22 protein-coding genes are annotated in these 22554 nt (G+C 42.5%); 7 read left to right on the top strand and 15 right to left on the bottom strand.

Features of this window, described 5'->3' with window-relative positions:
- Nucleotides 1-85 precede the first annotated feature (85 nt).
- The 3 genes from BGP76_RS06290 (at nt 86) to BGP76_RS06300 (ending at nt 3216) form a co-directional block, all read left to right on the top strand.
- Nucleotides 86-1036, top strand: a complete 951-nt coding sequence (locus BGP76_RS06290; RefSeq protein WP_119844003.1) for a DUF481 domain-containing protein — start codon at nt 86-88, stop codon at nt 1034-1036.
- Between the two features lie 72 nt (nt 1037-1108).
- Complete coding sequence (locus BGP76_RS06295) at nt 1109-2134, top strand: DUF481 domain-containing protein (RefSeq protein WP_073118277.1); 1026 nt, start codon at nt 1109-1111, stop codon at nt 2132-2134.
- Nucleotides 2135-2337: 203 nt separating this feature from the next.
- Nucleotides 2338-3216, top strand: coding sequence for a hypothetical protein (locus tag BGP76_RS06300; RefSeq protein WP_147407391.1), 879 nt, complete (start codon nt 2338-2340; stop codon nt 3214-3216).
- An 826-nt stretch (nt 3217-4042) separates the two neighbouring features.
- Here BGP76_RS06300 and BGP76_RS06305 read toward each other — a convergent pair.
- From BGP76_RS06305 to BGP76_RS06330, 6 genes are all read right to left on the bottom strand, one after another.
- Complete coding sequence (locus tag BGP76_RS06305) at nt 4043-4426, bottom strand: hypothetical protein (protein WP_073125778.1); 384 nt, start codon at nt 4424-4426, stop codon at nt 4043-4045.
- 12 nt (nt 4427-4438) lie between these two features.
- Nucleotides 4439-4792: a hypothetical protein gene (locus BGP76_RS06310; RefSeq protein WP_147407392.1), complete on the bottom strand. Its 354-nt coding sequence runs from the start codon at nt 4790-4792 to the stop codon at nt 4439-4441.
- Nucleotides 4793-5003: 211 nt separating this feature from the next.
- Nucleotides 5004-5378 carry a hypothetical protein gene (locus BGP76_RS06315; RefSeq protein ID WP_119844006.1) on the bottom strand — a complete coding sequence of 125 codons (375 nt, stop codon included), beginning with the start codon at nt 5376-5378 and terminating at the stop codon, nt 5004-5006.
- A gap of 11 nt (nt 5379-5389) precedes the next feature.
- On the bottom strand, nt 5390-5794 hold the full coding sequence (locus BGP76_RS06320) for a hypothetical protein (RefSeq protein WP_119844007.1): 405 nt from the start codon (nt 5792-5794) through the stop codon (nt 5390-5392).
- A 390-nt stretch (nt 5795-6184) separates the two neighbouring features.
- A complete protein-coding gene (locus tag BGP76_RS06325; RefSeq protein WP_119844008.1) occupies nt 6185-6436 on the bottom strand; it encodes a hypothetical protein in 252 nt (83 codons plus the stop codon).
- 6 nt (nt 6437-6442) lie between these two features.
- Nucleotides 6443-6943, bottom strand: a complete 501-nt coding sequence (locus BGP76_RS06330) for a TNT domain-containing protein (RefSeq protein ID WP_119844009.1) — start codon at nt 6941-6943, stop codon at nt 6443-6445.
- 199 nt (nt 6944-7142) lie between these two features.
- On the opposite strand from BGP76_RS06330, the gene BGP76_RS06335 reads away from it, so the two are divergent.
- Nucleotides 7143-7439, top strand: a complete 297-nt coding sequence (locus BGP76_RS06335) for a hypothetical protein (protein WP_119844010.1) — start codon at nt 7143-7145, stop codon at nt 7437-7439.
- Between the two features lie 24 nt (nt 7440-7463).
- On the opposite strand, the gene BGP76_RS06340 is transcribed toward BGP76_RS06335, so the two are convergent.
- Nucleotides 7464-8204 carry an alpha/beta hydrolase gene (locus BGP76_RS06340; RefSeq protein WP_084190548.1) on the bottom strand — a complete coding sequence of 247 codons (741 nt, stop codon included), beginning with the start codon at nt 8202-8204 and terminating at the stop codon, nt 7464-7466.
- Between the two features lie 9 nt (nt 8205-8213).
- On the bottom strand, nt 8214-9029 hold the full coding sequence (locus tag BGP76_RS06345) for a 2,3,4,5-tetrahydropyridine-2,6-dicarboxylate N-succinyltransferase (RefSeq protein WP_073122996.1): 816 nt from the start codon (nt 9027-9029) through the stop codon (nt 8214-8216).
- An 82-nt stretch (nt 9030-9111) separates the two neighbouring features.
- Between BGP76_RS06345 and BGP76_RS06350 the strand changes: the two genes are divergently transcribed.
- Nucleotides 9112-10218, top strand: a complete 1107-nt coding sequence (locus BGP76_RS06350; protein WP_119844011.1) for a hypothetical protein — start codon at nt 9112-9114, stop codon at nt 10216-10218.
- An 8-nt stretch (nt 10219-10226) separates the two neighbouring features.
- On the opposite strand, the gene BGP76_RS06355 is transcribed toward BGP76_RS06350, so the two are convergent.
- The 6 genes from BGP76_RS06355 to ddlA form a co-directional block, all read right to left on the bottom strand.
- Nucleotides 10227-11117, bottom strand: coding sequence for a hypothetical protein (locus tag BGP76_RS06355; protein WP_119844012.1), 891 nt, complete (start codon nt 11115-11117; stop codon nt 10227-10229).
- Between the two features lie 4 nt (nt 11118-11121).
- Nucleotides 11122-12240 (bottom strand): MBL fold metallo-hydrolase, encoded by a 1119-nt coding sequence (locus tag BGP76_RS06360; RefSeq protein ID WP_119844013.1) that lies wholly within the window; start codon nt 12238-12240, stop codon nt 11122-11124.
- Nucleotides 12241-12291: 51 nt separating this feature from the next.
- Complete coding sequence (locus BGP76_RS06365) at nt 12292-12747, bottom strand: hypothetical protein (RefSeq protein ID WP_073123003.1); 456 nt, start codon at nt 12745-12747, stop codon at nt 12292-12294.
- Nucleotides 12748-12834: 87 nt separating this feature from the next.
- Nucleotides 12835-16284, bottom strand: coding sequence for a pyruvate carboxylase (locus BGP76_RS06370; protein WP_119844014.1), 3450 nt, complete (start codon nt 16282-16284; stop codon nt 12835-12837).
- Nucleotides 16285-16431: 147 nt separating this feature from the next.
- On the bottom strand, nt 16432-17304 hold the full coding sequence (locus BGP76_RS06375) for a cation diffusion facilitator family transporter (protein ID WP_119844015.1): 873 nt from the start codon (nt 17302-17304) through the stop codon (nt 16432-16434).
- A 206-nt stretch (nt 17305-17510) separates the two neighbouring features.
- Complete coding sequence (gene ddlA / locus BGP76_RS06380) at nt 17511-18599, bottom strand: D-alanine--D-alanine ligase (RefSeq protein WP_119844016.1); 1089 nt, start codon at nt 18597-18599, stop codon at nt 17511-17513.
- Between the two features lie 116 nt (nt 18600-18715).
- Here ddlA and BGP76_RS06385 point away from each other — a divergent pair, with 116 nt between their 5' ends.
- Together BGP76_RS06385 and BGP76_RS06390 are read left to right on the top strand one after the other, a co-directional pair.
- The gene (locus BGP76_RS06385; RefSeq protein ID WP_119844017.1) at nt 18716-19582 is read left to right on the top strand and encodes a PASTA domain-containing protein; all 867 of its coding nucleotides are present in this window, start codon (nt 18716-18718) and stop codon (nt 19580-19582) included.
- 14 nt (nt 19583-19596) lie between these two features.
- A complete protein-coding gene (locus BGP76_RS06390; RefSeq protein ID WP_119844018.1) occupies nt 19597-21426 on the top strand; it encodes a T9SS type A sorting domain-containing protein in 1830 nt (609 codons plus the stop codon).
- Here BGP76_RS06390 and nspC read toward each other — a convergent pair.
- The gene (nspC, locus tag BGP76_RS06395; RefSeq protein ID WP_119844019.1) at nt 21423-22553 is read right to left on the bottom strand and encodes a carboxynorspermidine decarboxylase; all 1131 of its coding nucleotides are present in this window, start codon (nt 22551-22553) and stop codon (nt 21423-21425) included. The two genes, BGP76_RS06390 and nspC, sit on opposite strands and share 4 nt — an antisense overlap.
- Nucleotide 22554: the final 1 nt, after the last annotated feature.

Here is a 22554-nt window from a genome sequence, read left to right on the forward strand (position 1 = left end):
ATCTGAAGCATTGAGGAGCCTTTTAGTTGTACTATTTTTATTTATATCCTTTGGTATCCAGGCTCACAATAGAGATACGGTGACCATGAGCAACAATCAAGTGTTGATTGGTGAAATTAAAGGCATGGAACTAGGGGTGCTCAGCATCGAGACTGATTACAGTGATAGCGACTTCAAGGTTGAGTGGAGCAATGTAAAAGGACTCAACACCTCTGCGGATTTTATCATCATGTTGAGCTCTCGCTACCGCATCAAGGGAACCATCAACATGGATGAATACAACCCCCAGTATCTCATAATATCACCTGTGGAGGGATCCAGATTATTTGCCAAAATAGAAGATATCGTATATTTAAAGTTAACCGAAGATGGTTTTTGGGATAAAGTTAAAGCGAGTATTGATGGTGGGTACTCGATCACCAAAGCTAGCAGCACAAAGCAACTTACGATCAATGGAGATTTTAGCTATACCAACACCGCACTGAATGCACAGGGCTATATCAAGCTACTGGACAACAGAGTAGAAGAAGATACAACGATCATCAAAACAGTACGAAACAATACTGGTAGCAACATCAGAGTATTCCTGAACAAGAGCTGGTTTATATCTAGTGCTACGGATCTACTGCAGAGTGATGAGCAAAACCTAGCCTTACGATCCACTAACCAAATAGGTATCGGTAAAATACTCGTAAGAAATCACCTCGTGTTTTTATACTCTTCAGTAGGGGTTGCTTCCAACACCGAAAAATTCAAAGATGGTGATGATTATTCTCAATCTTTAGAAGGCTTTGCCGAACTAGAGTTCAATGCATATGGTTATGATGACTTCACATTTTACACGAAGCTTCAACTTTATCCTAGTTTATCTAAGGAAAATCGTTTTAGAACAGTATACAATTTTAATGTGAAATACGACCTTCCCCTGGATTTCTACGTAGGTGCTAGTGCGACCCTCAACTACGACAACAAACCTGGAGAGGATGTTTCTAAATTCGACTATGTATTTCAGTCGGTATTTGGCTGGAGTTTCTAGCCCTACCAACCCACCTCCAACCACTCAATCCTTACTCTTATTGTTTACATTTTAATAAAAATCAATTTTTACATGCAGCGTTTTATTCTATTAGGAATACTCTTATTTACATTTTTCAATAATCATGCACAAGACATACTCACACTGAACAACGACGACACCATAGTAGGTGATGTTAAATCATTCGACAAAGGAGTGTTAATCTATGGCACATCATATAGCAAGTCAAATTTTAAGATTGATTGGAAATCGATCAAAAGACTTCAGACCAATGACACCTACATTATTCAAGTCCGAAATGGGAAGAGCATTTCCGGTACCATATCTATAGAAGACAGTCTAGCTACTATCACTGGAAATGATAGTATCACTGTAGTAGTGCCTACTATAGAAGTTGTTTATTTGAACTCCATTAGCAAGGTTTTTTGGGATAGAATGAGCTTGTCTATTGATGGTGGATACACACACTCAAAGGCAGCAAATAATGACCAGCTCACCCTAAGAGGAACCGCTTCTTACTTATCAACTAAAATAAACCCCGACCTATACTTCAACTTTGTAGACAATGCCATCGATGCAAATGACTCTGTCAGAGTTAGGAAAAGGCGGCACAACTATGGCGGAAATGTAAGGGTCTTCTTGACCAACTCTTGGTTTGGCATTACAGGTGCTGACTTTCTAAAATCTGACGAAATGCTCATGGACCTAAGAAGCACGTACACTTTGGGACTGGGCTACTATCCCATCCGAAATCACAAAATGTATCTCAATATCTCTACAGGTGCGGCGATCAACGACGAACGCTACCAAGCAGAAGCCATGACAGATAACACAGCAACTACAGAGGGCTTTGTCAATGCTGAGCTCAATGCCTTTGGACTCAAAGATGTCAGTATCGTTAGTTCTCTCAACTACTTCCCTAGCATTACCGATTGGGGACGAAACAGACTGAATTTCAATGTGAATGTGAAATTTGACTTACCGAAGGACTTCTACATTGGTATGGGGTACACGCTCAACTACGACAGTGATCCCAATATTGAATCTATAAGCACAAGTGACTATGTAGTACAGACTACTGTTGGATGGAGTCTTTGATCGCTGCTAGCCTTACAATCTATCTTAAGTATTTACCTAGAGGGAACCACCTATTGTATAGGTAATTCTCTTAATAGGTAGGTAATCACATTATTTTATATGCTTTTTTACAGTTAATTTTTGCTTTTATTAACATCTAATAACATATTGTTAATAGAAACTAAATATTATCCCAAAATATTTAGGCTTAAACAGTTAGCAGCATGAAAAGCATAATTACTAATGGTGTATATACACTACTCTTAATCGCATGCGCAAGCATGAGTCACGCACAGAGTGCCGACTTCACCAATGGAGAAATAGCATTTAATGAAGGCAGACACAGAGAGGCACTTTCACTCCTCAATCAAGCCGTTCATAATGATATGTACCTGATGAAAGGCAAAGAGATACCAAAGGCCTATGCTTATCTCGCAATCATCAGAAATGAATATCTAGAAAAAAAACTAGAAGGGGGAACTATTCAAACACTACAGGAAAATCCAGGATTACTCAACAGTACGATTAGTGATGTTCAAAATGCACTGAAATTTCAGGACAACGGGTCTAAGATTCTAGTAAATCGTGCCCAGAGTCAGCTGATTAGCAATGCCATGAAAGTAGGAAAAATAGTAGCCGACTCACTTTTAGAGCTTGACCTGGAGGTAGATGTAAAACAAGCGAATCAACTAGCTGTGATCTTGAATTTTGAATTAAAGGATCTATCAGAGATTAGTGAAGACAACTGGGAGCTGCATGATATGATTGGACTATCTCACTATATATTAGGAGAAGAGGATTTGGCTATGTTGGAGTTCAAAAGAAGCAGAGATGTGTATAATGCTACGGGCGAGACGACACTTTCTGAACTACACCTTTACAATTGTGTATATAGCACCAAATACAACTACAAAGTATCAAAGAATTATATAGAGGCATACAACGCATCGGTAGATGGAAAGAAAGTGGTAAGCCAGATGATGCAGAATGTAGACCCTGATAGTCTTCACCACCTAAAAAGACTGGCTGCCATGGATGGCACTTTTACGAGTATTCAGAGTAGAGTAGAGAATATGAACATCATCTCATCGGCCAAAGAATAAGACAGACTAGATTAACTATTGAAAAAAAGCTCGGTTTTGCCGAGCTTTTTCTTTTCACATCAGTTTGGTTTTAACTTTCCCCATATTACAAATAGCAGATCACTTCGTGTTTCTGGGGAGAGATAGAGATCGAGGATTACTTCGTGATTCATGATTCATGGTTCGAAATTCATTATTGTTTTTCGTGAATAACCATCTCTTATAAGTCCTTGAGGTTACATTTGAATGATTGGAGTAAAAAATATCGAATCTGTCTGCCGAGTTTAACCTCCAACTTTACAGACTGATCCCAAATAGCCTGAGTTCGATTAATAATGAATACCAATCCTCTTCTATATGCTTAATTTCAGGTTTTAATTATACCAGTATTCACAGCCTTGACCCTGTCTGATCGGGATGAGGCTCTTGTCATCGAACTCACCAGAATATATCACGAGCCCCTCGCATAAGGTGGTGATCTAGTACATGATAAACACCACAAGTTAACCGATACCTTTTGTGCTGCTTGCGCAAGCATGGCTTCTGTCTTGCGCAAGGGCGCCTCCCTTCTTGCACAAGGACGTGCCTGACCTTGCGCAAGCTCATTATGATATCAAAGTACAGTCAATCGATAGTTGGGTTATAGTATTTTGATTGGCTTTGACAGCAGGGCAACCTATGAGCGGATCAAAGTTACGCCTTGTACCGCAAAAGGCTAAATGCGCTCCCTACCCAGAACAAAATACAAAATCACTTGCCCTGTAACCAGACGCTTTGCAAAAGCTCCAAGACTGCACAGAACAAAATACAAAAGGCGTAGATTAAATCTACGCCTAGATAAGTATCCTCAGTTTACAACTCTCTTTTTCACATGATCATTGCATCCATAATCCAACCTTTCATAACTCTTATTACCATCTCTAATCCAATAAAAATCTAAGGAACCCTTTCTTTTGAGAATACTATCACCAGCTTGTAATTGGCTAAACACGTGCGATCTTTCATTTACAAAAAGCCAAGAACTCAATGTATCATACCCATTAGAATACAACATTATCTTAGCATGATTGAACTCATTAAGTGATGCATCAATTACTACTCCATCTATCTTTTCATTAATCGCTCTACTAGTTTCTTCACATAACGAACTTTTACTAACACAACTATAACAAACAGCATGTATTGAAAAAAGTAAAAAATAAAACAACATATTCTTAATACCAAATTTCATAGTCAAAGTAAATTAAAAAGTCCATGTATAATCAAAACCATAAGTGTATCCTAAAGGCAAACCAATAGACCCACCAAAACCCTTTGAGTAATAAGAAGGTTTAGCTTTATTACTAATCCAATTTGGAAGAAATGGAGTACTAAAGATATTATTTCTTCCCGTTGAAATATCTACTGCACCTATTGCATAATTACTTGAACTTCCCCAACCTTTTAAGGTTTCAAAATCAAATTGTCTGTTAACATCTCTATTTTGATGAATACCATGTGAAGTTCCAGCAGAAAAATCAACTCCAAGTGCTGGACCAAATGTAACGTAATGCATGTATTCATTACCTACAGATACTCTACCAATTTCAAATTTCAAACCTCCCTCTGGTCGTAGCGTCCGCTACGACCTATGCATCAAAAGAGCATCCACTCGATTACACATAGCTGATCTCGCATTGTAATCTACCCTACATCCTGAAAAACATCAACAACGGGCGGACGCCCTTCTACGTTTGGGGTCGTAGAACCGCTAGCGCTTAACCTACGACCAGAGGGGGTAGATTAAATCTACGCCTAGATAAGTATCCTCAGTTTACAACTCTCTTTTTCACATTGTCATTACAACCATAATCCAGTCTTATATATTCAGTCTTTCCGTATCTAGTCCAACTAAAATTCAAAGACCCCTTTACTTTAAAAATATCATCTCCTGAGCGCAATGTTTCAAAAACACCTGATCGTTCATTTACAAACATTAATGATTTAATTGTATCTCCTTCATTAAGATACATAATGGTCTCTGCCAAATTAAAATCACTTTTATAAACTTCAAGTATCTTTCCTTCTATTGACTGTTCTAACATTTTTTTTGTTTCTCTACAACTACTATTTTTAGCACGATGATCAAAACAGCTGAAAGCTAAAAGTGAAAAACAAATTATTATTGGCTTATTAAAAATCATTGTTACTATAATTAAAATATAGAATTATATATGCCTGAAAATGTAAAAACTCTAGTGTATTCAAAATTATAGGTATATCCAACTGGAGAACCTATAGAACCACCAAACCCTCCAGAAATATATGAATCCTTTGAGTTATTATTAGTAAGATTTGCTGCATCTGCCATCCAGTATGGAAGAAATGGCTTATTACCCTTATTATTTCGTCCAAAAGATATATCTCCTGACAAAACACCAATATTATGGCTTCCTGACCATCCATTCAGATCTGCGAAATTTATTGCTTTAAGACTATTCTTATTTTGATGCACACCACCAATTACACCAATGGATGCATCTACACCAATTGATGGACCCAAGGTAATGTAATGCTTATATTCATTCCCAATATATACCCTACCAATTTCAAATTTCAAACCTCCCTCTGGTCGTAGCGTCCGCTACGACCTATGCATCAAAAGAGCATCCACTCGATTACACATAGCTGATCTCGCATCGCTTCTACCCTACATCCTGAAAAACATCAACAACGGGCGGACGCCCTTCTACGTTTGGGGTCGTAGAACCGCTAGCGCTTAACCTACGACCAGAGGGGTTGCATTAGCGGTTAGTCTTGATTTCCTCGTTGGTAAATCTTCATTGATTGTAAAAGACACCAACATACTGGAACGTATGGAAGATATTGCCAAGCTCCCTGAGGATAAAAAAATAGAACTCTTTAACGTGATGGATGCCTACCTAAGAGACTTCAAAACAAGTAGGGCTTATTCAAAATAAAAAAGCCACCCCGTAGGATGGCTTTGATTTCATTTCAAATATTTATCTTCTATCGCTTGTGATTCTTTAAAGAGCTTGTAAATGTGCTCACAAGCTTCACTTTCAGAATCAAATTCTTTTTCATCATTTCTACCACCTCTTTCATCAAGGTAGAACACTTCCCATTTATGATACGAGTTATATAAAATGATATTGTCAGGCACAAGCTCTCCTTCTAATGAATATGCTTGAGAAGCAACACCAAGTAAATCTAATTTAGTTTGAAGCTCTTTCTTATTCATGTCAAATTATTTCAATGGTACAATTATCCCTCGTTTCAAAAGAGTATTCATATTTACAGGTGATAAATATTGTGTCCCTAAACCAATCTTATTAAAAGCTGGTGCAATCGTTGATGATTGAACTGGAAAAGGTTTAACAACCTGAAATGCATTGTAAGCACCAGTATTACCAGGAGGCAAAGCCCTCATATTCATAGGAGTACCGTGCGGTGAAAAATACTTCCCAAAACCACTACCAAATCTATCAATCTTGGTTCCAGGCATTAAATATTCAGTTGACCATTTACCTAATGCTCCACTATTCTTTGGATAATAACTAGTTACCGCTTTCGTACTTGTCCTAGCAGCATCATCTACAAAACCTGCACCTCTGACTACACCACTTCCTATTCCCCATGTAAAGTAAGTCAAAGCGATCTGAAATTCAATATTATATGGTTCAATAGCACCTGTGGCCCGAGGTGCAACTATGTCTCGGAAATTGTTAAAATCAAACATATCGGGCATATACCCCTCTGGTCGTAGCGTCCGCTACGACCTATGCATCAAAAGAGCATCCACTCGATTACACATAGCTGATCTCGCATCGCTTCTACCCTACATCCTGAAAAACATCAACAACGGGCGGACGCCCTTCTACGTTTGGGGTCGTAGAACCGCTAGCGCTTAACCTACGACCAGAGGGGGGGGTGAAGAGGATTTGGCTATGTTGGAGTTCAAAAGAAGCAGAGATGTGTATAATGCTACGGGCGAGACGACACTTTCTGAACTACACCTTTACAATTGTGTATATAGCACCAAATACAACTACAAAGTATCAAAGAATTATATAGAGGCATACAACGCATCGGTAGATGGAAAGAAAGTAGTAAGCCAGATGATGCAGAATGTAGACCCTGATAGTCTTCACCACCTAAAAAGACTGGCTGCCATGGATGGCACTTTTACGAGTATTCAGAGTAGAGTAGAGAATATGAACATCATCTCATCGGCCAAAGAATAAGACAGACTAGATATCCCCCGCTATCTACTTTTCAAGGGACTTCAGAAAAGAAACTACTGCTGTCCAATACGCTTCATGGTCATCGTAGCGCACCCACAAAGCACTTGACCCGTGGTTGCCTAAAGTCTCAGGCAAGAAATTCATCTTCCCATCCACTGGAATCGCTTCATATATGGCTTCCCAATTCGGTTTTTCATTGCGGGCTGAAGTGATAAATACGGGACACGTGATCTGCTTAGCGCTTTGGGTAATCCAATCCTCGGGTTTGCCTTGCGAACGGAAATACTCTCCAGGAGAAAATGATAATACTGCTTGTATCACATCTGGGTTGTCTCCGGCATATTTGATCACTAATGCTGAGGAATAGCTACTACCCCATATCAATAGCTTGCCCGTAGTGAGGCTCTTTGCGTAGCTGACCGCTGCTTCTATGTCTTGATGAGCATCCACATAGCGTGTCTGACGCATCTGGGCTTTGGCATGTTGATGGGTTTCGTTGCGGATGCCATTGACGAGATTGCCGGAGCGTAGATCAACTGCTAGGCAATTATACCCTAGTCGGTTCAGGGTAGGAGCAATTTCCAAGTACTCTCCTCTACTCCACCCTGCCTGATGAAACAGGACAATCAGAGGAGCAGATTTGGGATGAGACATGTGTAAGTCCGCCACCACCTCGACTCCATCCGCTGCTTTGAATGTAACTTTTTCAGAAGCCACAGCAAACAGACTTGAGAACAGGAGAATTAGACTTAGAAATTGCTTCATAATATGTTGTTAGACAGCTACACTGTTGTCACGTAGTGCATCATTGAGAGAGGTCTTTTTGTCAGTACTCTCTTTTCTTTTACCAATGATGATTGCACACGGAACGTTGTATTCGCCAGCAGGAAATTTCTTGGCATAAGAACCTGGAATCACTACAGAACGCTCAGGTACATAGCCTTTGTACTCCACAGGTTCGTCACCCGTCACATCGATCACTTTCGAACTCATCGTCAAGTTGACTCCTGATCCTAGTACAGCTTCTTTTCCTACTCTCACACCTTCTACTACGATGCATCGTGACCCGATGAAGGCATTGTCCTCGATGATCACAGGAGATGCCTGAACTGGTTCTAGTACACCGCCGATTCCTACACCACCACTGAGGTGAACATTCTTGCCAATCTGTGCACAGCTACCTACAGTAGCCCATGTATCGACCATCGTTCCTTCGTCGACATACGCACCGATGTTGACATACGAAGGCATCAATATCGTACCCGCCGAGATGTATGCGCCATATCTTGCTACTGCGTGAGGGACTACACGAACACCGAGCTTGTCATAGTCTTTTTTGAGCGCCATTTTATCATGAAACTCAAATGGCCCAACCTCTATCTTCTCCATTTTTCTCAATGGGAAATACATAATCACCGCTTTCTTTACCCAGTCATTGACTTGCCATCCGTCTGCAGTAGGCTCGGCAGTTCTCAATCTACCTTTGTCCAATTCTTCGATTACATATTCTATAGCCTGCACCACTTCTGGCTGGCTCAATTTCGATCTGTCTTCCCAAGTATCCTCTACTAGTTTCTTGATGTCTTCCATCTTATCTTTGGTATTAAATTTAAAAAGTGACTAAGTATCATTAGCGGGTAAAAGCTCCGCAATATTACATACATTTGATTTCATGCCGAAGGAAAAAATAGCAATCATTTCCCTGCTCAAACCCGTAGACGATATCCGCTCCTATCATAAGCTGGCCAAATCAATTGCTAAGTCATGTCCACTCCCCATCCACCTGATCGGGTATCCATCCAAAGCACAACATTCCACGAGTGAAACCATCATCTTCCACACCTCTAAAAACTATAGTAGATTAAGTCTTCCTAGATTTATTCAGCCTTGGGTAGTCTTTAAAAAACTACTTAAACTGAGACCGAAACTAGCAATCATTAACTCCCCTGAATTACTGCCAGTTACAATTGTGTGCCAAATAATATTTGGTACGAAAACCGTCTATGATATCCAAGAAAACTACTACAGAAACCTATGGCACCAACAGATCTACCCTCCTGTAGTCAAACATCTGTTCGCCTGGGGGATTCGGCTGATTGAAACTGCATCCGCACCTTTCATCTCGCACTTTATCTTAGCAGAAAAGTGCTACGCCAACGAACTTCCTTTTTTGAGAAATCGATATACGGTCTTAGAAAACAAAGCACTAAAACCCGATACAACACCTATCATTAGAGAGGGAAAAACAAAGGAAACAAGACTGCTTTTTAGTGGGACGATTTCAGAAAATACAGGCGTCAAGACAGCGATCGAGCTGGTCAAAATTTTGAACCAACCGCATCTACATTTGGAAGTAATCGGGCACTGTTCGAATAGAACCTTGTACGAAGAGTTATTGCAAATAGGCCACCAATGGCTGAGTCTAAACATCTCCCTAACCCCATTGCCATACCGTGAGATTCAAGCCGCTATATCGAGAGCAGATGTAGGGGTCGTTAGTTATCGCACCAACCCTAGCAATGTCCATTGTATGCCCACCAAAGTTTATGAATATGCTGCCAATGGACTAGCGATGTTGTACGAAACGGGTAGCTATTGGTCACCTTTCATCCAAGCAGAAGGGAAAGGTTTGGCTTTGGACTTCAATAAACCTGAGAGAGAAAAGACACTAGCTTTCTTAACAGAAGTAAAACAACAGCCTGCTACGCCTAGCGCACAAGCGCTCTGGGTATTTGAAGAGTCTAAACTAATGAATGTAATAAAGCAGCTACTCAACTAGCTTCTTTGTCAATCCTCCTGTCTATAAAAGTCGGCATGAACTCCATCCTCTGTAATAGAGAAGTGATTTGTGCCATGGATACTGATCGTATAACCACCATCAGAACTTTCTAGATATACTTTTTCGGTTGATTTGATTGCTAATGTCAGCCGCTCACGCTGTCCCTTGTTGATGGTCCATTGGTAGAAGTTATTGTTGACTTCATCAAAGCCAATCAAACCTTCTTTCACATACTGATCTCCGTTCTTTTGTTCGATCTCGAAAGCATTATCCTGAATTCGTGTAAAACGAATGACCGTCTCATCTGTGCCTTTGAACTCTCCATGCAGCATGGACAACACCGTATGGGCATTCTGCTCTTCATCGTCTGTCGGTTTGATCTTGGAGGATAGTTCTATCGCCAAGGCCAACTTAACTTTGATAGAGTCAGCTGTGACATGAAGGCTGTCATAAGTATGTGGGACAGGTATTTGGAGAAAGAATTCGTTGAATGACGGTCTATCATTCTTGATACGCTGTATCTTTTTTTGATTGCCGATGACATTTACCTGAACCACTTGACCATAGACGATGCGTCCCTGATCTTCATTCACATCATGTACCTTGATGCTACTGGCATCCAGATCCGACAGCAATACTTTGCGATCATAGTAGCTCTTTCTATTCAGAAAGGACGGTACATCCGATGAAGTATTTTTGATATTAATGACACCTGTTTCTGAATTGTAAAAGAAACGGTTGCTCCACCATTCATTGGTTTGTGCATTGAAATAAGTGATATTGATTTTCCTTTCCAACCAAGTAATGGTTTCGGATAACACGACTTGGTCGTTTTGAGCAAGGAGACTAGCACTACCTCCCACCCATAATACGATGAAAAGGAAAATCAATTTCTTCATCTGGCTAATTTAAGGCTTTTGCCTGATCCCACCAGCGAGGAAAATCCGTTTGTAAAGAGTCCATCGTAAAGGGTAAGCCAATCTGAGGTGCTATCAGCGGTATGCCCAGCTCTATGGCCTTTTTCTCAGCCCGTTGCACAGGATCTCTCCAGTCATGAAACGCCAACACAAAAGCTCCCCAGTGAATCGGCATGATTACTTTAGCTTGCACATCTTGGCCAGCCATTACGCTTTCCTCTGGCATCATGTGGATTTGGCTCCAACGCGGATCATACTGCCCACACTCTACCATCGCAAAGTCAAAAGGACCATACTTCTCTCCTATTTCTTTGAAGTGAGGTCCATATCCACCATCTCCACTAAAGTAGATGTTATCTTCTTTTCCCTTGATCACCCAAGACCCCCAGAGAGAGGCATTGCGATCAGTTAGCCCTCTACCGGAAAAATGACGCGATGGCGTGAAAGCCAAATGAATATCATTCAGTTTAGTTTCGTCCCACCAATCTAAGGCTTCAATCCGAGCGGGCTCTACTCCCCAAGCGACGAGATGTTTATCAACTCCAAGCGGGACATAGAATCTGTCCACTTTGTCTTTCAGCTTTTTGATAGAACCATAGTCCAAATGATCGTAATGATCATGAGAAATAATAACTGCATCTAGGTGCGGTAGTTTTTCGATGGCTATCGGTAAATCATCCACAAATCGACTTTTGCCCAACCATGGATGTGGAGCGGGAACATCCCCTAGCATCGGATCAATCATGATCTTAGCCTCATCTATCTCTAACAATAAGGCCGAATGCCCAAACCAAGTAACTCTTGTCTTTTCATTCCCTACTATATCTAAAGAGTCCAGTTTGCCCGTGTGGAGTTTAGGAACGGGTGCACGCTTAGGATCATTTTTGAACTGATCTCTGAGAATACTAACAAAGGATTTAAATCCCATATCCATCGAAGTGGGAATCAAATTGACAAACGAACCATTCTCATAGTGATCCAACTGGGCATATTTTTCTAAGTCTGTTTTGCCGGCCTTGCCACCAAACTCAGGGCTAAATTGGACAAATAAAAACCCACCAATAGCCAATAGGGCGATTGATGAGCCAATAATCGTTAATAGCATGTAAAATGTTTTTTTAATCAAATCGTGTACCACTCAGGCGAGTGATGTTATTTACTTCCCCTGTAACGTAGCTTTCGCCTGAGAGATGCTATTTTTTATCATTTCATTCATTTTTTTAACACTAGCCTCTTGTGCTTTAAGTGCGTCAAGTTTTTGTTCTGCCTCAGCTTTAGCTTCTTCCGTGTCAAACTGTTCGGGTAATCCGTTGAGCAATTCTTCGCCTGTAAATGCGTCAGAGAACCCTCTCATCCAAACCATCATACCCTCATGTGCAGCCTCTAAATCCTCTATCGCGACCACAGCAGTACTATCTATAGCTGTGCTATCTAGCTCTGCGGCCAACTCCTTTTTAAGACGCATGATAGTCCCCATCTCGGCCATAGCCTCATCGTGTATGGTAATCACTTCTGCTTTCAAATCATTAAACTCCACACTCACTGCTTCTGGTTTTGGTGTGTTACATGCAGATAATACGATTAGAACTATGGCTACATTCTTCATTTTCATATTGATATACTTTGGGTAAAACAAAGGCCTGACCCATCTCTATCCTTATGGAGTGAAACAGGTCAGGCCTTTTGTGTAATTATTATCTTATTCGAATTCTATCACTAAATCATTAGATTCTACGAGATCACCAGCCGTCAAATGAACACGCTTTACTACTGCACTTTCTGTAGCAGTAATAGTTGTTTCCATCTTCATCGCTTCGATCACGAATAGCGGATCATTGTCCTTCACTTTGTCTCCTACTTTGACACGAATATCAACCAACTTACCTGGGATCGGAGCACCGATCTCATGGTCTCCCTCGGCCTTTTTGTGTGCAGGCTTAGCAGCAGTCTGGTTTTGATCCAATACGCGAATCATTCGTGTCTGGCCATTGAGCTCAAAATACACATCACACTGACCAGACTCATCTGGTTTGGACTGGTATAAAAACTTGATGATAATAGACTTTCCTTTTTCCAGCTCTACCAAAATCTCTTCGTTTTCTTTCAATCCAAAGAAGAAAGCTCTTGTAGGTAACTTCATCACCTCGCCAAACATCTTCCATCTGTTGTAGAAATCTTTGAATACTTTGGGGTAGAGTTTGAATGACAAGAAGTCTAGTTCGTCACAGTACTCGTCGAACTCCTCCTGAAACGCCTTCATCTCTGCATCAAAATCGATTGGCTCGAGATGTGCATTGGGACGCTCGGTAAAGGGCTTCTCCCCTTTTAGAATCACCTTTGACAGCTCCATAGGGAAGCCACCTGCCGGCTGACCAAGCTCTCCTTTGAACAAACTCACTACCGACTCTGGGAATGACAATGACTTGTTGGTCATCACATCCTCTGGAGTTAGGTTGTTAGAGGTCATATAAATCGCCATGTCACCGACCACCTTAGAAGATGGGGTTACTTTGACAAGGTCTCCAAACATCTTGTTGACGATGGCGTAGTTCTTTTTCACTTCTTGGAACTTGTCTCCCAAGCCCAACGATTCGGCCTGTGGACGTAAGTTGCTGTACTGTCCTCCTGGGATCTCATGGTCGTAGACTTCAGCATTTCCAGCTTTCAATCCAGACTCGAACGGGTAGTAATACTCACGTACATCCTCCCAATAATTAGAATAGTCGTTGAGTGATTTCACATCAAACTGATGCGCTCTCTCATGCCCTTCCATCACGTGTAAGAAGGAGTTGAAATTGGGCTGAGAAGTCAACCCTGACATAGAGCCCAACGCCAAGTCTACCACGTCCACCCCTGCATTGACTGCTGAGTGATAAGTCGTTGACTGTATGGATGATGTATCATGTGTATGCAAGTGAATCGGTAGATCCACCGCCTTCTTCAATTCGGTGATCAGCAGCTCTGCACTCTTAGGCTTGAGTAGACCTGCCATATCCTTGATAGCCAACATGTGTACCCCCTCATCTTCGAGCTGACGAGCGAGTGTGAGGTAGTAGTCCAAGTTGTATTTTGAGTTGTTCTCAAATACATCCCCTGTATAGCAGATACACCCTTCAGCCAGCGCACCTGTTCTTTCCGTCACAGCCTTGATACTGACCTTCATGGCCTCTATCCAGTTGAGTGAATCAAAAATCCTGAATACATCCATACCATTCTCCCAAGACTTCTCGATGAACTTCTCTACGAGGTTGTCTGGATAGGCTTTGTAGCCCACACCATTCGATCCTCTAAACAGCATCTGGAGCAGTACGTTAGGCATAGCCGCTCGTAGCAATTTCAATCGCTCCCATGGGTTTTCGTTCAAGAAACGCATACACACATCGAAAGTCGCTCCACCCCACACTTCCATCGAGAAGATGTTCGGGTGATTCTTCGCAAAGCCCTCTGCGACTTTGAGCATATCTTGCGTACGCATACGAGTCGCCAATAGCGACTGGTGCGCGTCTCTAAAAGTCGTGTCGGTATAGTGAATTTTCGTATCGTTCTTCAACCAATCCACAAATCCCTCCCTGCCCAATGCAGTGAGTTTGTCTTTAGTACCCTCAGGGTACGCACCTGCTTTGTCAAACTCAGGAATGATGGGTGTTCTAAAGACTTTTTGCTCATCTACACGCTTCACATCTGGATTCCCATTGACAGAGATGTTGCCGAGGTAGCGGAGCAGTTTGGTACCGCTATCCTTGCGACGCGGCATATCAAATAGTTCTGGATGTTCCTCGATGAACTTGACCGTTGCTTTCCCTTTGTAGAACTCAGGGTGCGTGATCACCTTGTTGACAAAACCAATATTGGTCTTGACTCCACGAATTCTAAATTCTTTGAGCGCTCTACTGAGACGCTGAGACGCTCCTTCGAGCGTTCTACCCCATGAGCTCACCTTCACCAGCATCGAATCAAAGAAGGGTGAGATATTCACGCCCGAGTAGCAGTTGCCCGCATCGAGACGAATCCCAAATCCACTGGCACTACGGTAAGCGATCACGCGTCCATAGTCTGGACTAAAGTTGTTAGCAGGGTCCTCTGTCGTGATACGGCACTGGATTGCATAGCCATGACATTCTACATCCTCTTGTGACTTGATGAAAATCTCCTTGTCGGAAAGTTTGTGTCCCATCGCGATCAATATCTGCGAACGGACAATATCAACACCCGTCACTTCTTCAGTGATTGTGTGCTCCACTTGCACTCGTGGATTTACTTCGATGAAGTAGATATTTTCTTCTTGATCCACCAAAAACTCTACCGTACCCACATTGCTGTACTCCACAGATTTTGTGATATTGAGCGCGTATTTATAGAGTTTGTCTTTGGTTTCTTGTTTGATCGAAATACAAGGAGCGACCTCTACCACCTTCTGAAAGCGACGCTGTACCGAGCAGTCTCTCTCAAAGAGGTGAATCAAATTGCCATGCCTATCCCCCATGATTTGCACTTCGATATGTTTGGGGTTGTCAATGAATTTTTCGATGAATATCGTATCGTCTCCAAACCCCATCAAAGCTTCTTTCCGTGCTTCACTGAAAGACTGGGCAAGTTTAGACTCTTCGCGTACTACACGCATACCACGTCCACCACCACCAGCAGCCGCTTTGACCATCACTGGGAAACCAATACGTTTGGCTTCCTTCATGGCGATCTCCACTGAGGTAATATCCTCCTGGCTATCTTCGATCACAGGTACCTCAGCAGCAATGGCGATTTTCTTCGCAGCTACTTTGTCTCCCAACCGTTCCATCACTTCTGGGTCTGGCCCGACGAAAATTATTCCCGCTTCTTGAATCTTACGGACAAAAGTCACATTCTCTGACAAGAAACCATACCCTGGGTGGATAGCGTCTACGTCATTGGCCTTGGCTACTGCGATAATCTCATCGATATCCAAATATGGCTTGAGAGGATCATCATCCGAACCGATTTGGTACGCTTCGTCTGCTTTGTATCGATGGAGAGAATAGCGATCCTCATAGGTGTACATCGCTACGGTTCGGATTTCGAGTTCGTTAGCGGCACGCAATATTCTGATGGCAATTTCCCCTCGGTTGGCTACTAGGAGCTTCTTGATAGGTCTTAGATTCTTGAGATGATCCATATAGGATAAAACAGGTTTAAATGATACAATTAGTCTAACAACAGAAGTAAAAATAAGGTGAGTTTAGCCCAATCCACAGACTATTGTAGAGTTTTTCTTGTGATAAATTTAACATGTCAAGATATGGAGTATCGATCGACCCAAAGTCTATCTTGCCGTAGGCTCGACATGTATCGAGATCAACCCCAACGTAGGGATCGCTGCGTGCAGTGCATCTTGCAACTCATGGGCGAGATCATGTCCTCTCCGTACCGTCAATTCTCCATCCACTATCGCATGCAGATCGACGTGATACTTCATCCCAGATTTTCTAATGCGGCACTTTTCTGTATCCTTGATTCCTTTGACCGTCAGGGAGACCCCTCTAATCTCATCAATCAAATCATCATAGCGGTGCTCATCCATAATCTCACCAAGCGCAGGACGAAAAATCAAGAAGCTATTGTACAATATGAATCCAGAGGCCAAAAGTGCAGCCCAATCGTCAGCTGTCTCGTATCCCGGCCCGAATATCAGCGCAATAGCAATCCCTACAAATGCCGTCACCGAAGTAATGGCGTCACTACGGTGGTGCCACGCATCTGCTCGGAGCGAGGAGCTGTTGGTTTCTTTACTTTTCTTGATCACTATGCGATAGGATATTTCCTTCCAGACGATGATCGCAGCAAGTACATAGAGCGTCCATACCTTGGGTACTTTGTGCGGGGTCTGTATATGTAGAATACTCTCGTAGGCAATAATCCCAGCCGAGATGACCAAAAATCCAACGACCATAAAGGTTACCAAAGGTTCTATCTTGCCATGACCATAGGGGTGATTTTTGTCTGCGGGGCGCTTAGCATACTTTAATCCTAACAAGACCAATATAGAAGAAAACACATCTGTCGTCGACTCCAGTGCGTCTGCGATCAACGCGTAAGAATTGCCCAAAAGTCCTGCGACTCCTTTGATCAGAGCCAAACCGAGATTGCCCGCTATACTAAAGTAGGTGGTCTTGATAGCCGATTCTTCGTTGTTCATTTTTGGATGAAATTGCTAAAGATGCGAAACTACAGGGTGAATATCCAAAATACCACAAAACCAATCATTAAAGCTTGAGACACTAAGCGTCATGTAATACCTGATCGTCCAAAGAGACGTATTATATTTTTGTACTATGAATACTGGATTATTCTACGACAACAAGACCGATACAGGAACTTCAACCTTACTACTGATCAGTCATGTCATATAGAGGTTCTCAACCCAGCAACTTTCTGATGTCTATCTATGGATAGATCGATGAGTTTTGAGATGAGGTTAGTGTAAGTCAGACCTGTCGCTTCCCATAGTTTCGGGTACATGCTGATTTTAGTAAAACCGGGAATGGTATTGATTTCATTGACCAGTATACGGTTGTCTTTGGTGAGGAACACATCTACTCTGGAGAAGCCTTCGCACTCTAGCACCTTAAAGGTATCAATGGATATTTGCTGAATCTGAGCAATCTGCACGTCAGTTATCTTAGCGGGGATATCGATGCGGTATCCTTGATCGTCCAGATATTTGGCCTCATAGGAATAGAAATTCGCCGAAAACGAAATCTCACCTGGGATGGATGCCTTAGGTTCTTCGTTTCCTAAGATCGCACATTCAATTTCACGGCCTTCGATGAATTCTTCGATGACGATTTTTCTATCATAGGCAAATGCCTCGTCTAGCGCTTGGTGGTATTGCTCTTTTGTATCGGCACGATTAATCCCGACAGAAGAACCCATATTGGCAGGCTTCACAAAACAGGGCAAACCGAGTTGTTCTTTGATCTCTTCAAAAGTAGGACGAGTCTCATGAGATTTTAGGGCGATGTATTTACCTATCGGCAAACCCGCATCACGTAGAATACGCTTCATCACATCTTTGTCCATCCCTACGGCAGACCCCAGTACATCACACCCTACGAAAGGCACGTCTGCCAGTTTGAGCAATCCCTGCATCGCTCCGTCCTCTCCTAATGGCCCGTGCAGTATCGGGAACACCGCATCTACTTTCTCCGCCAGTTTGCCCGTCTCTACGAAACGAAGCTGACCTGCGCTATGTGGCACAAGTGCTACTTCATGGCTGTCAGCATTAAGAGTCAAATCTTCACCAGTACCGACGATCAACTGAGCGGTATCATTGTACAGCCATTTGCCATCCTTTCCTATCCCTATCAATACGGGATGATAAAGCTGCTGATCCAGTGCTTCGATGACATTTTTAGCAGATCGAAGTGAGATTTCGTGTTCTGCTGACTTTCCTCCAAAGAGAATACCGACGTTGATTTTTTGATTTGCCATAATGGGCAAAACTATCAATAAGTTTGTTTTGAAATAAGACCTAGATGTTTATTTCAAAATAATTTCCCTTACATAGGAAATAGATATTAATTTGCTCTTTTACAATCATCAGATCAATGGAAGAAATCGAAGAAAAGAAAAAGACCACCAAAAAGCAGTTTTTGATCCACCTTGGACTCGCTGTAGTTGTCATGATATTTTTGGTGTATGCCGTTTTCAACATTTACTTTCCCTTCGTGACCAATCACGGCGAGAGCCTCTCTGTACCAAACCTAGAAGGCATCTTGGTGGATGATCTTGATGAGTTTCTAGAAGATCGAGACCTACGCTACGAAGTGGAGAAAGACTCGGGCTACTCTGCCAAATACCCCGCAATGGCGGTCCTAAAACAATTCCCAATGCCCAATGCAAAGGTCAAAGAGAATAGAAAAATATACGTCACTCTCAATGCTAAGAAGCCGCCAGTGGTTAAGATGCCTTCTCTCAAAGGACGTTCGCTCAAAAACGCTCAACTAGAACTAAGAAGTCTAGGACTGTCTCTCGGTGAGATTCGTTACAAACCTGACTTTGCACTCAACACTATCCTAGACCAATACCATGAAGGTAAAATCATCGAACCTGGAAAAGAAATCGCTAAAGGATCACAAGTAGATTTCGAAGTAGGTGATGGACTGGGCAATCAGAATTTTCAAATGCTCAATCTGAAAAATCTAAACCTTGATGAAGCCATCTTTGTATTGAGAGGCTATGGCCTGAAAGTTGGAGACCTCTACTATGAGAAGGAAGGATCGTACAACAAAGAAACCGAAGGTGAAGATGGCGAAACAACCTACACCAAACTAAAAGTCTCTGGAGGTAAGGTCTTTAAACAAAATCCAAAAGCAGGGTTCAGCGCAAGAATAGGCCAAAGCATTGACCTGTGGGTGGTCGAAGTGGATTCAGCGGCGTTAGAAAACACCCCGAGCCTAGAAATTACAGAGTAACAAAAACACAAAGCATGCAGTCAAAAAACATCATTGTAGGATTGATCGGAATAGCCGCTTTTTGGCTATCTCCTACGCTGCATGCACAAATCACGCTGAAACCTATAGGTCACGGAGGCCAGTCTAACGCTATCACCCAAGCAAGAACTCATGCAGCAGGTGACACTTTGACCTTGCCATTCTTTGATGATTTTTCGACTTCATGGGGCACTGCCAGTAGTGATCTATGGCTCACCAAAGAGGATGTCCTGATCAATGCCACCATGGCAATCGTACCGCCGAGCATCAATGTGGCGACATTCGATGGTGTAGACCAAACTGGAACACCATACAGTGCAGAGACTACAGGTACGATCACCGATGTACTCGAATCTAAACCGATAGACCTGTCAGGGTTAGACGAGGGAGACAACGTCTATTTGAGTTTTTACTGGCAACAAGAAGGCCTAGGTGAGATTCCTCAAAGTGATGACTCGTTGATCGTAAGGTTCTATACGAATGACGAAAAATGGATTGTCCCAACTGATGGAAAAATTGCTGGTGACCCTACCCTACCCTCTGACAACTTCCAAAAAGCCAGCTACCATATAGATAACCCTTTGCTATTTCATGAGGGATTCAAATTCAAAATCGAAAGTTATGGTAATCCAACGGGTCCTTATGACACATGGCATGTGGATTATATCCTATTGGACAAAGAGCGTGTGATAGCTGGGGAATCGATCAAAGATCATGCGATCTCGACACAGCCTACCTCTATTTTTAGCCGCTATTCGAATATCCCATTTGATCAATTTTACGCTTATCCTGATTCGATATTTAAGGGGTCGGAGTTTTGGTTGTACTCGCTTTTCTCAGGGCAAAACAATCCAGAGTTCCTCCTTACCATAACGGATACCGTCAACCAAAATATCATCTATAACACACCACAGAGCACAACTCAGCTGATTTTGAATGGTGTGGATGATCATAAGATGTACGTTACAAGTAGCATGACGATGGCGGATTGGCTTCCCTCCCAAAACCAAGACTCTCTATTTCTAGAGGCAAAGTTGGCTTACAACAGTGACGATGATCTCGCCTACCAAAACAACGACACCACACGATTCTATTTTCAAATCCATGAAACTCTCGCCTATGACGATGGCTCTGCAGAATTCGCCGCGGGGATCAACCAAAGTTCTGGAGAACTAGCTGTGTCTTACACGCTATCTTCAATAGACACCCTAACTCATGTTGACATTTATTTTCCACAGATCTACCCACAACCTGATGTCGCGACACTGAATCTACGAATCTATACGGCCCTATCAGGAAATGTAGCAGACACCAAAGGGGGAGTTCAGATCAGGGTCAGCCTAGCTGACTCTATCAACCGATTCTCCCGCTTCACACTGAGTACACCTATCGTGTTGCCCGCAGGAGAATTCTTCATCTCCCTAGAGCAGTTTACCAATGATTATGTCCCTTATGGCTGGGACAAAAACACCGACAATGCAGACAAAGTGTACTACAAAATAGGAGAAGAATGGTTCCAAAATGACAGGGTGAACTTAGCAGGATCTCCTATGATACGCGGCATCTTCGCTGACAATGATGTCATCGTCATGTCAAGTGCACAAGAAACTACTACATCACTGCTGGTATACCCTAACCCAGCTAAGGATTACATATATATAGAAGGAGACATAGACGAGTACCAACTCATAGACCTGTCTGGAAGTGTCCTGCGCTCAGGATCACACCCTCAAATCACTACTGAGGGAATAAAAAATGGTGTCTATTTGATCAAAACCAGAAGTGGTAATCAAACAAACACCCAAAAAATTATTATCAATCGCTAAGAAAGGCGGTTTTTGAAGTCATCGTAACCAAACTCACGGGTCAGTTCAAAGTCTCCATCTACATTCAAAATACCTATAGCAGGATGCGCTACGCCGTTAAAGGTAGAAGTCTTCACCATCGTATAGTGTATCATATCTAAGAACGTAATGGTATCCCCAATTTTCAGCTCTCGATCAAAGCCATAAGCCTCTAGATAATCACCAGCCAAACAACTCACTCCTCCCAGTCGATACAAGAATGGTGACTCCCCAGCTTCTTTTTCACCCTCAACGATCGCAGGTCGGTAAGGCATCTCTAGACAGTCTGGCATGTGGCAAGTGAAAGACGCATCTATGATGGCGGTACGCACTCCATTGCGCTGTACCACATCAAGTACAGTTGTTTTGAGAAAGCCTGTCTCCCATGCAAAAGCGCTACCTGGCTCTAGTATAATCTCTAGGTCGTGCTTCTTCTTGAAGGCTTTGAGTATTTTGATCAAATGGTCTGTATCGTATCCAGTTCTGGTCATGAGGTGTCCACCGCCCAGATTAAGCCATTTAGCATCTGGCAATAAATGCCCAAATTTATCCTCTATAGCCTGTAGCACTTCCTCTAGTGCATACGAACTACTCTCGCACAGTACATGCGAATGCAGTCCCTCTACCCCATCGGGCAGTCCGTCTTTCAACTCCGATTCGGTGATCCCTAGGCGAGAATGGGGCGAAGCGGGGTTGTACAAGTCCGTCTCTACATCAGACTGTTCGGGATTGATCCGTAGGCCAATGGATACAGTGCTATCCTGACATTGGTCTTTAAAGTGATGGAACTGACTGAGCGAATTGAAAGTCAAATGCGTAGACCCCTTGAGTATTTGTACAAATGACTCTTGATCATAAGCCACACAGTAGGTGTGCGCCTTGGTACGCATGTGTTCATTGCACAGCAGAACTTCATTCAGAGAGCTAGCCGTAGCTCCCTGAATATATTGTCTCACGATAGGAAACGCACTCCACATCGCAAAGCCTTTGAAGGCTAAAATAATATCTACTCCAGCAGCATCTTTCACCTTTCGGATCAACTGGAGGTTGCGAATGAGTTTTTCTTCTTCGAGTACGAAACACGGAGAAGGAATTTTTGCATCACTCATG

This window comes from Reichenbachiella sp. MSK19-1 (assembly GCF_003590315.1).
Classification (GTDB): Bacteria; Bacteroidota; Bacteroidia; order Cytophagales; family Cyclobacteriaceae; genus Reichenbachiella; species Reichenbachiella agariperforans.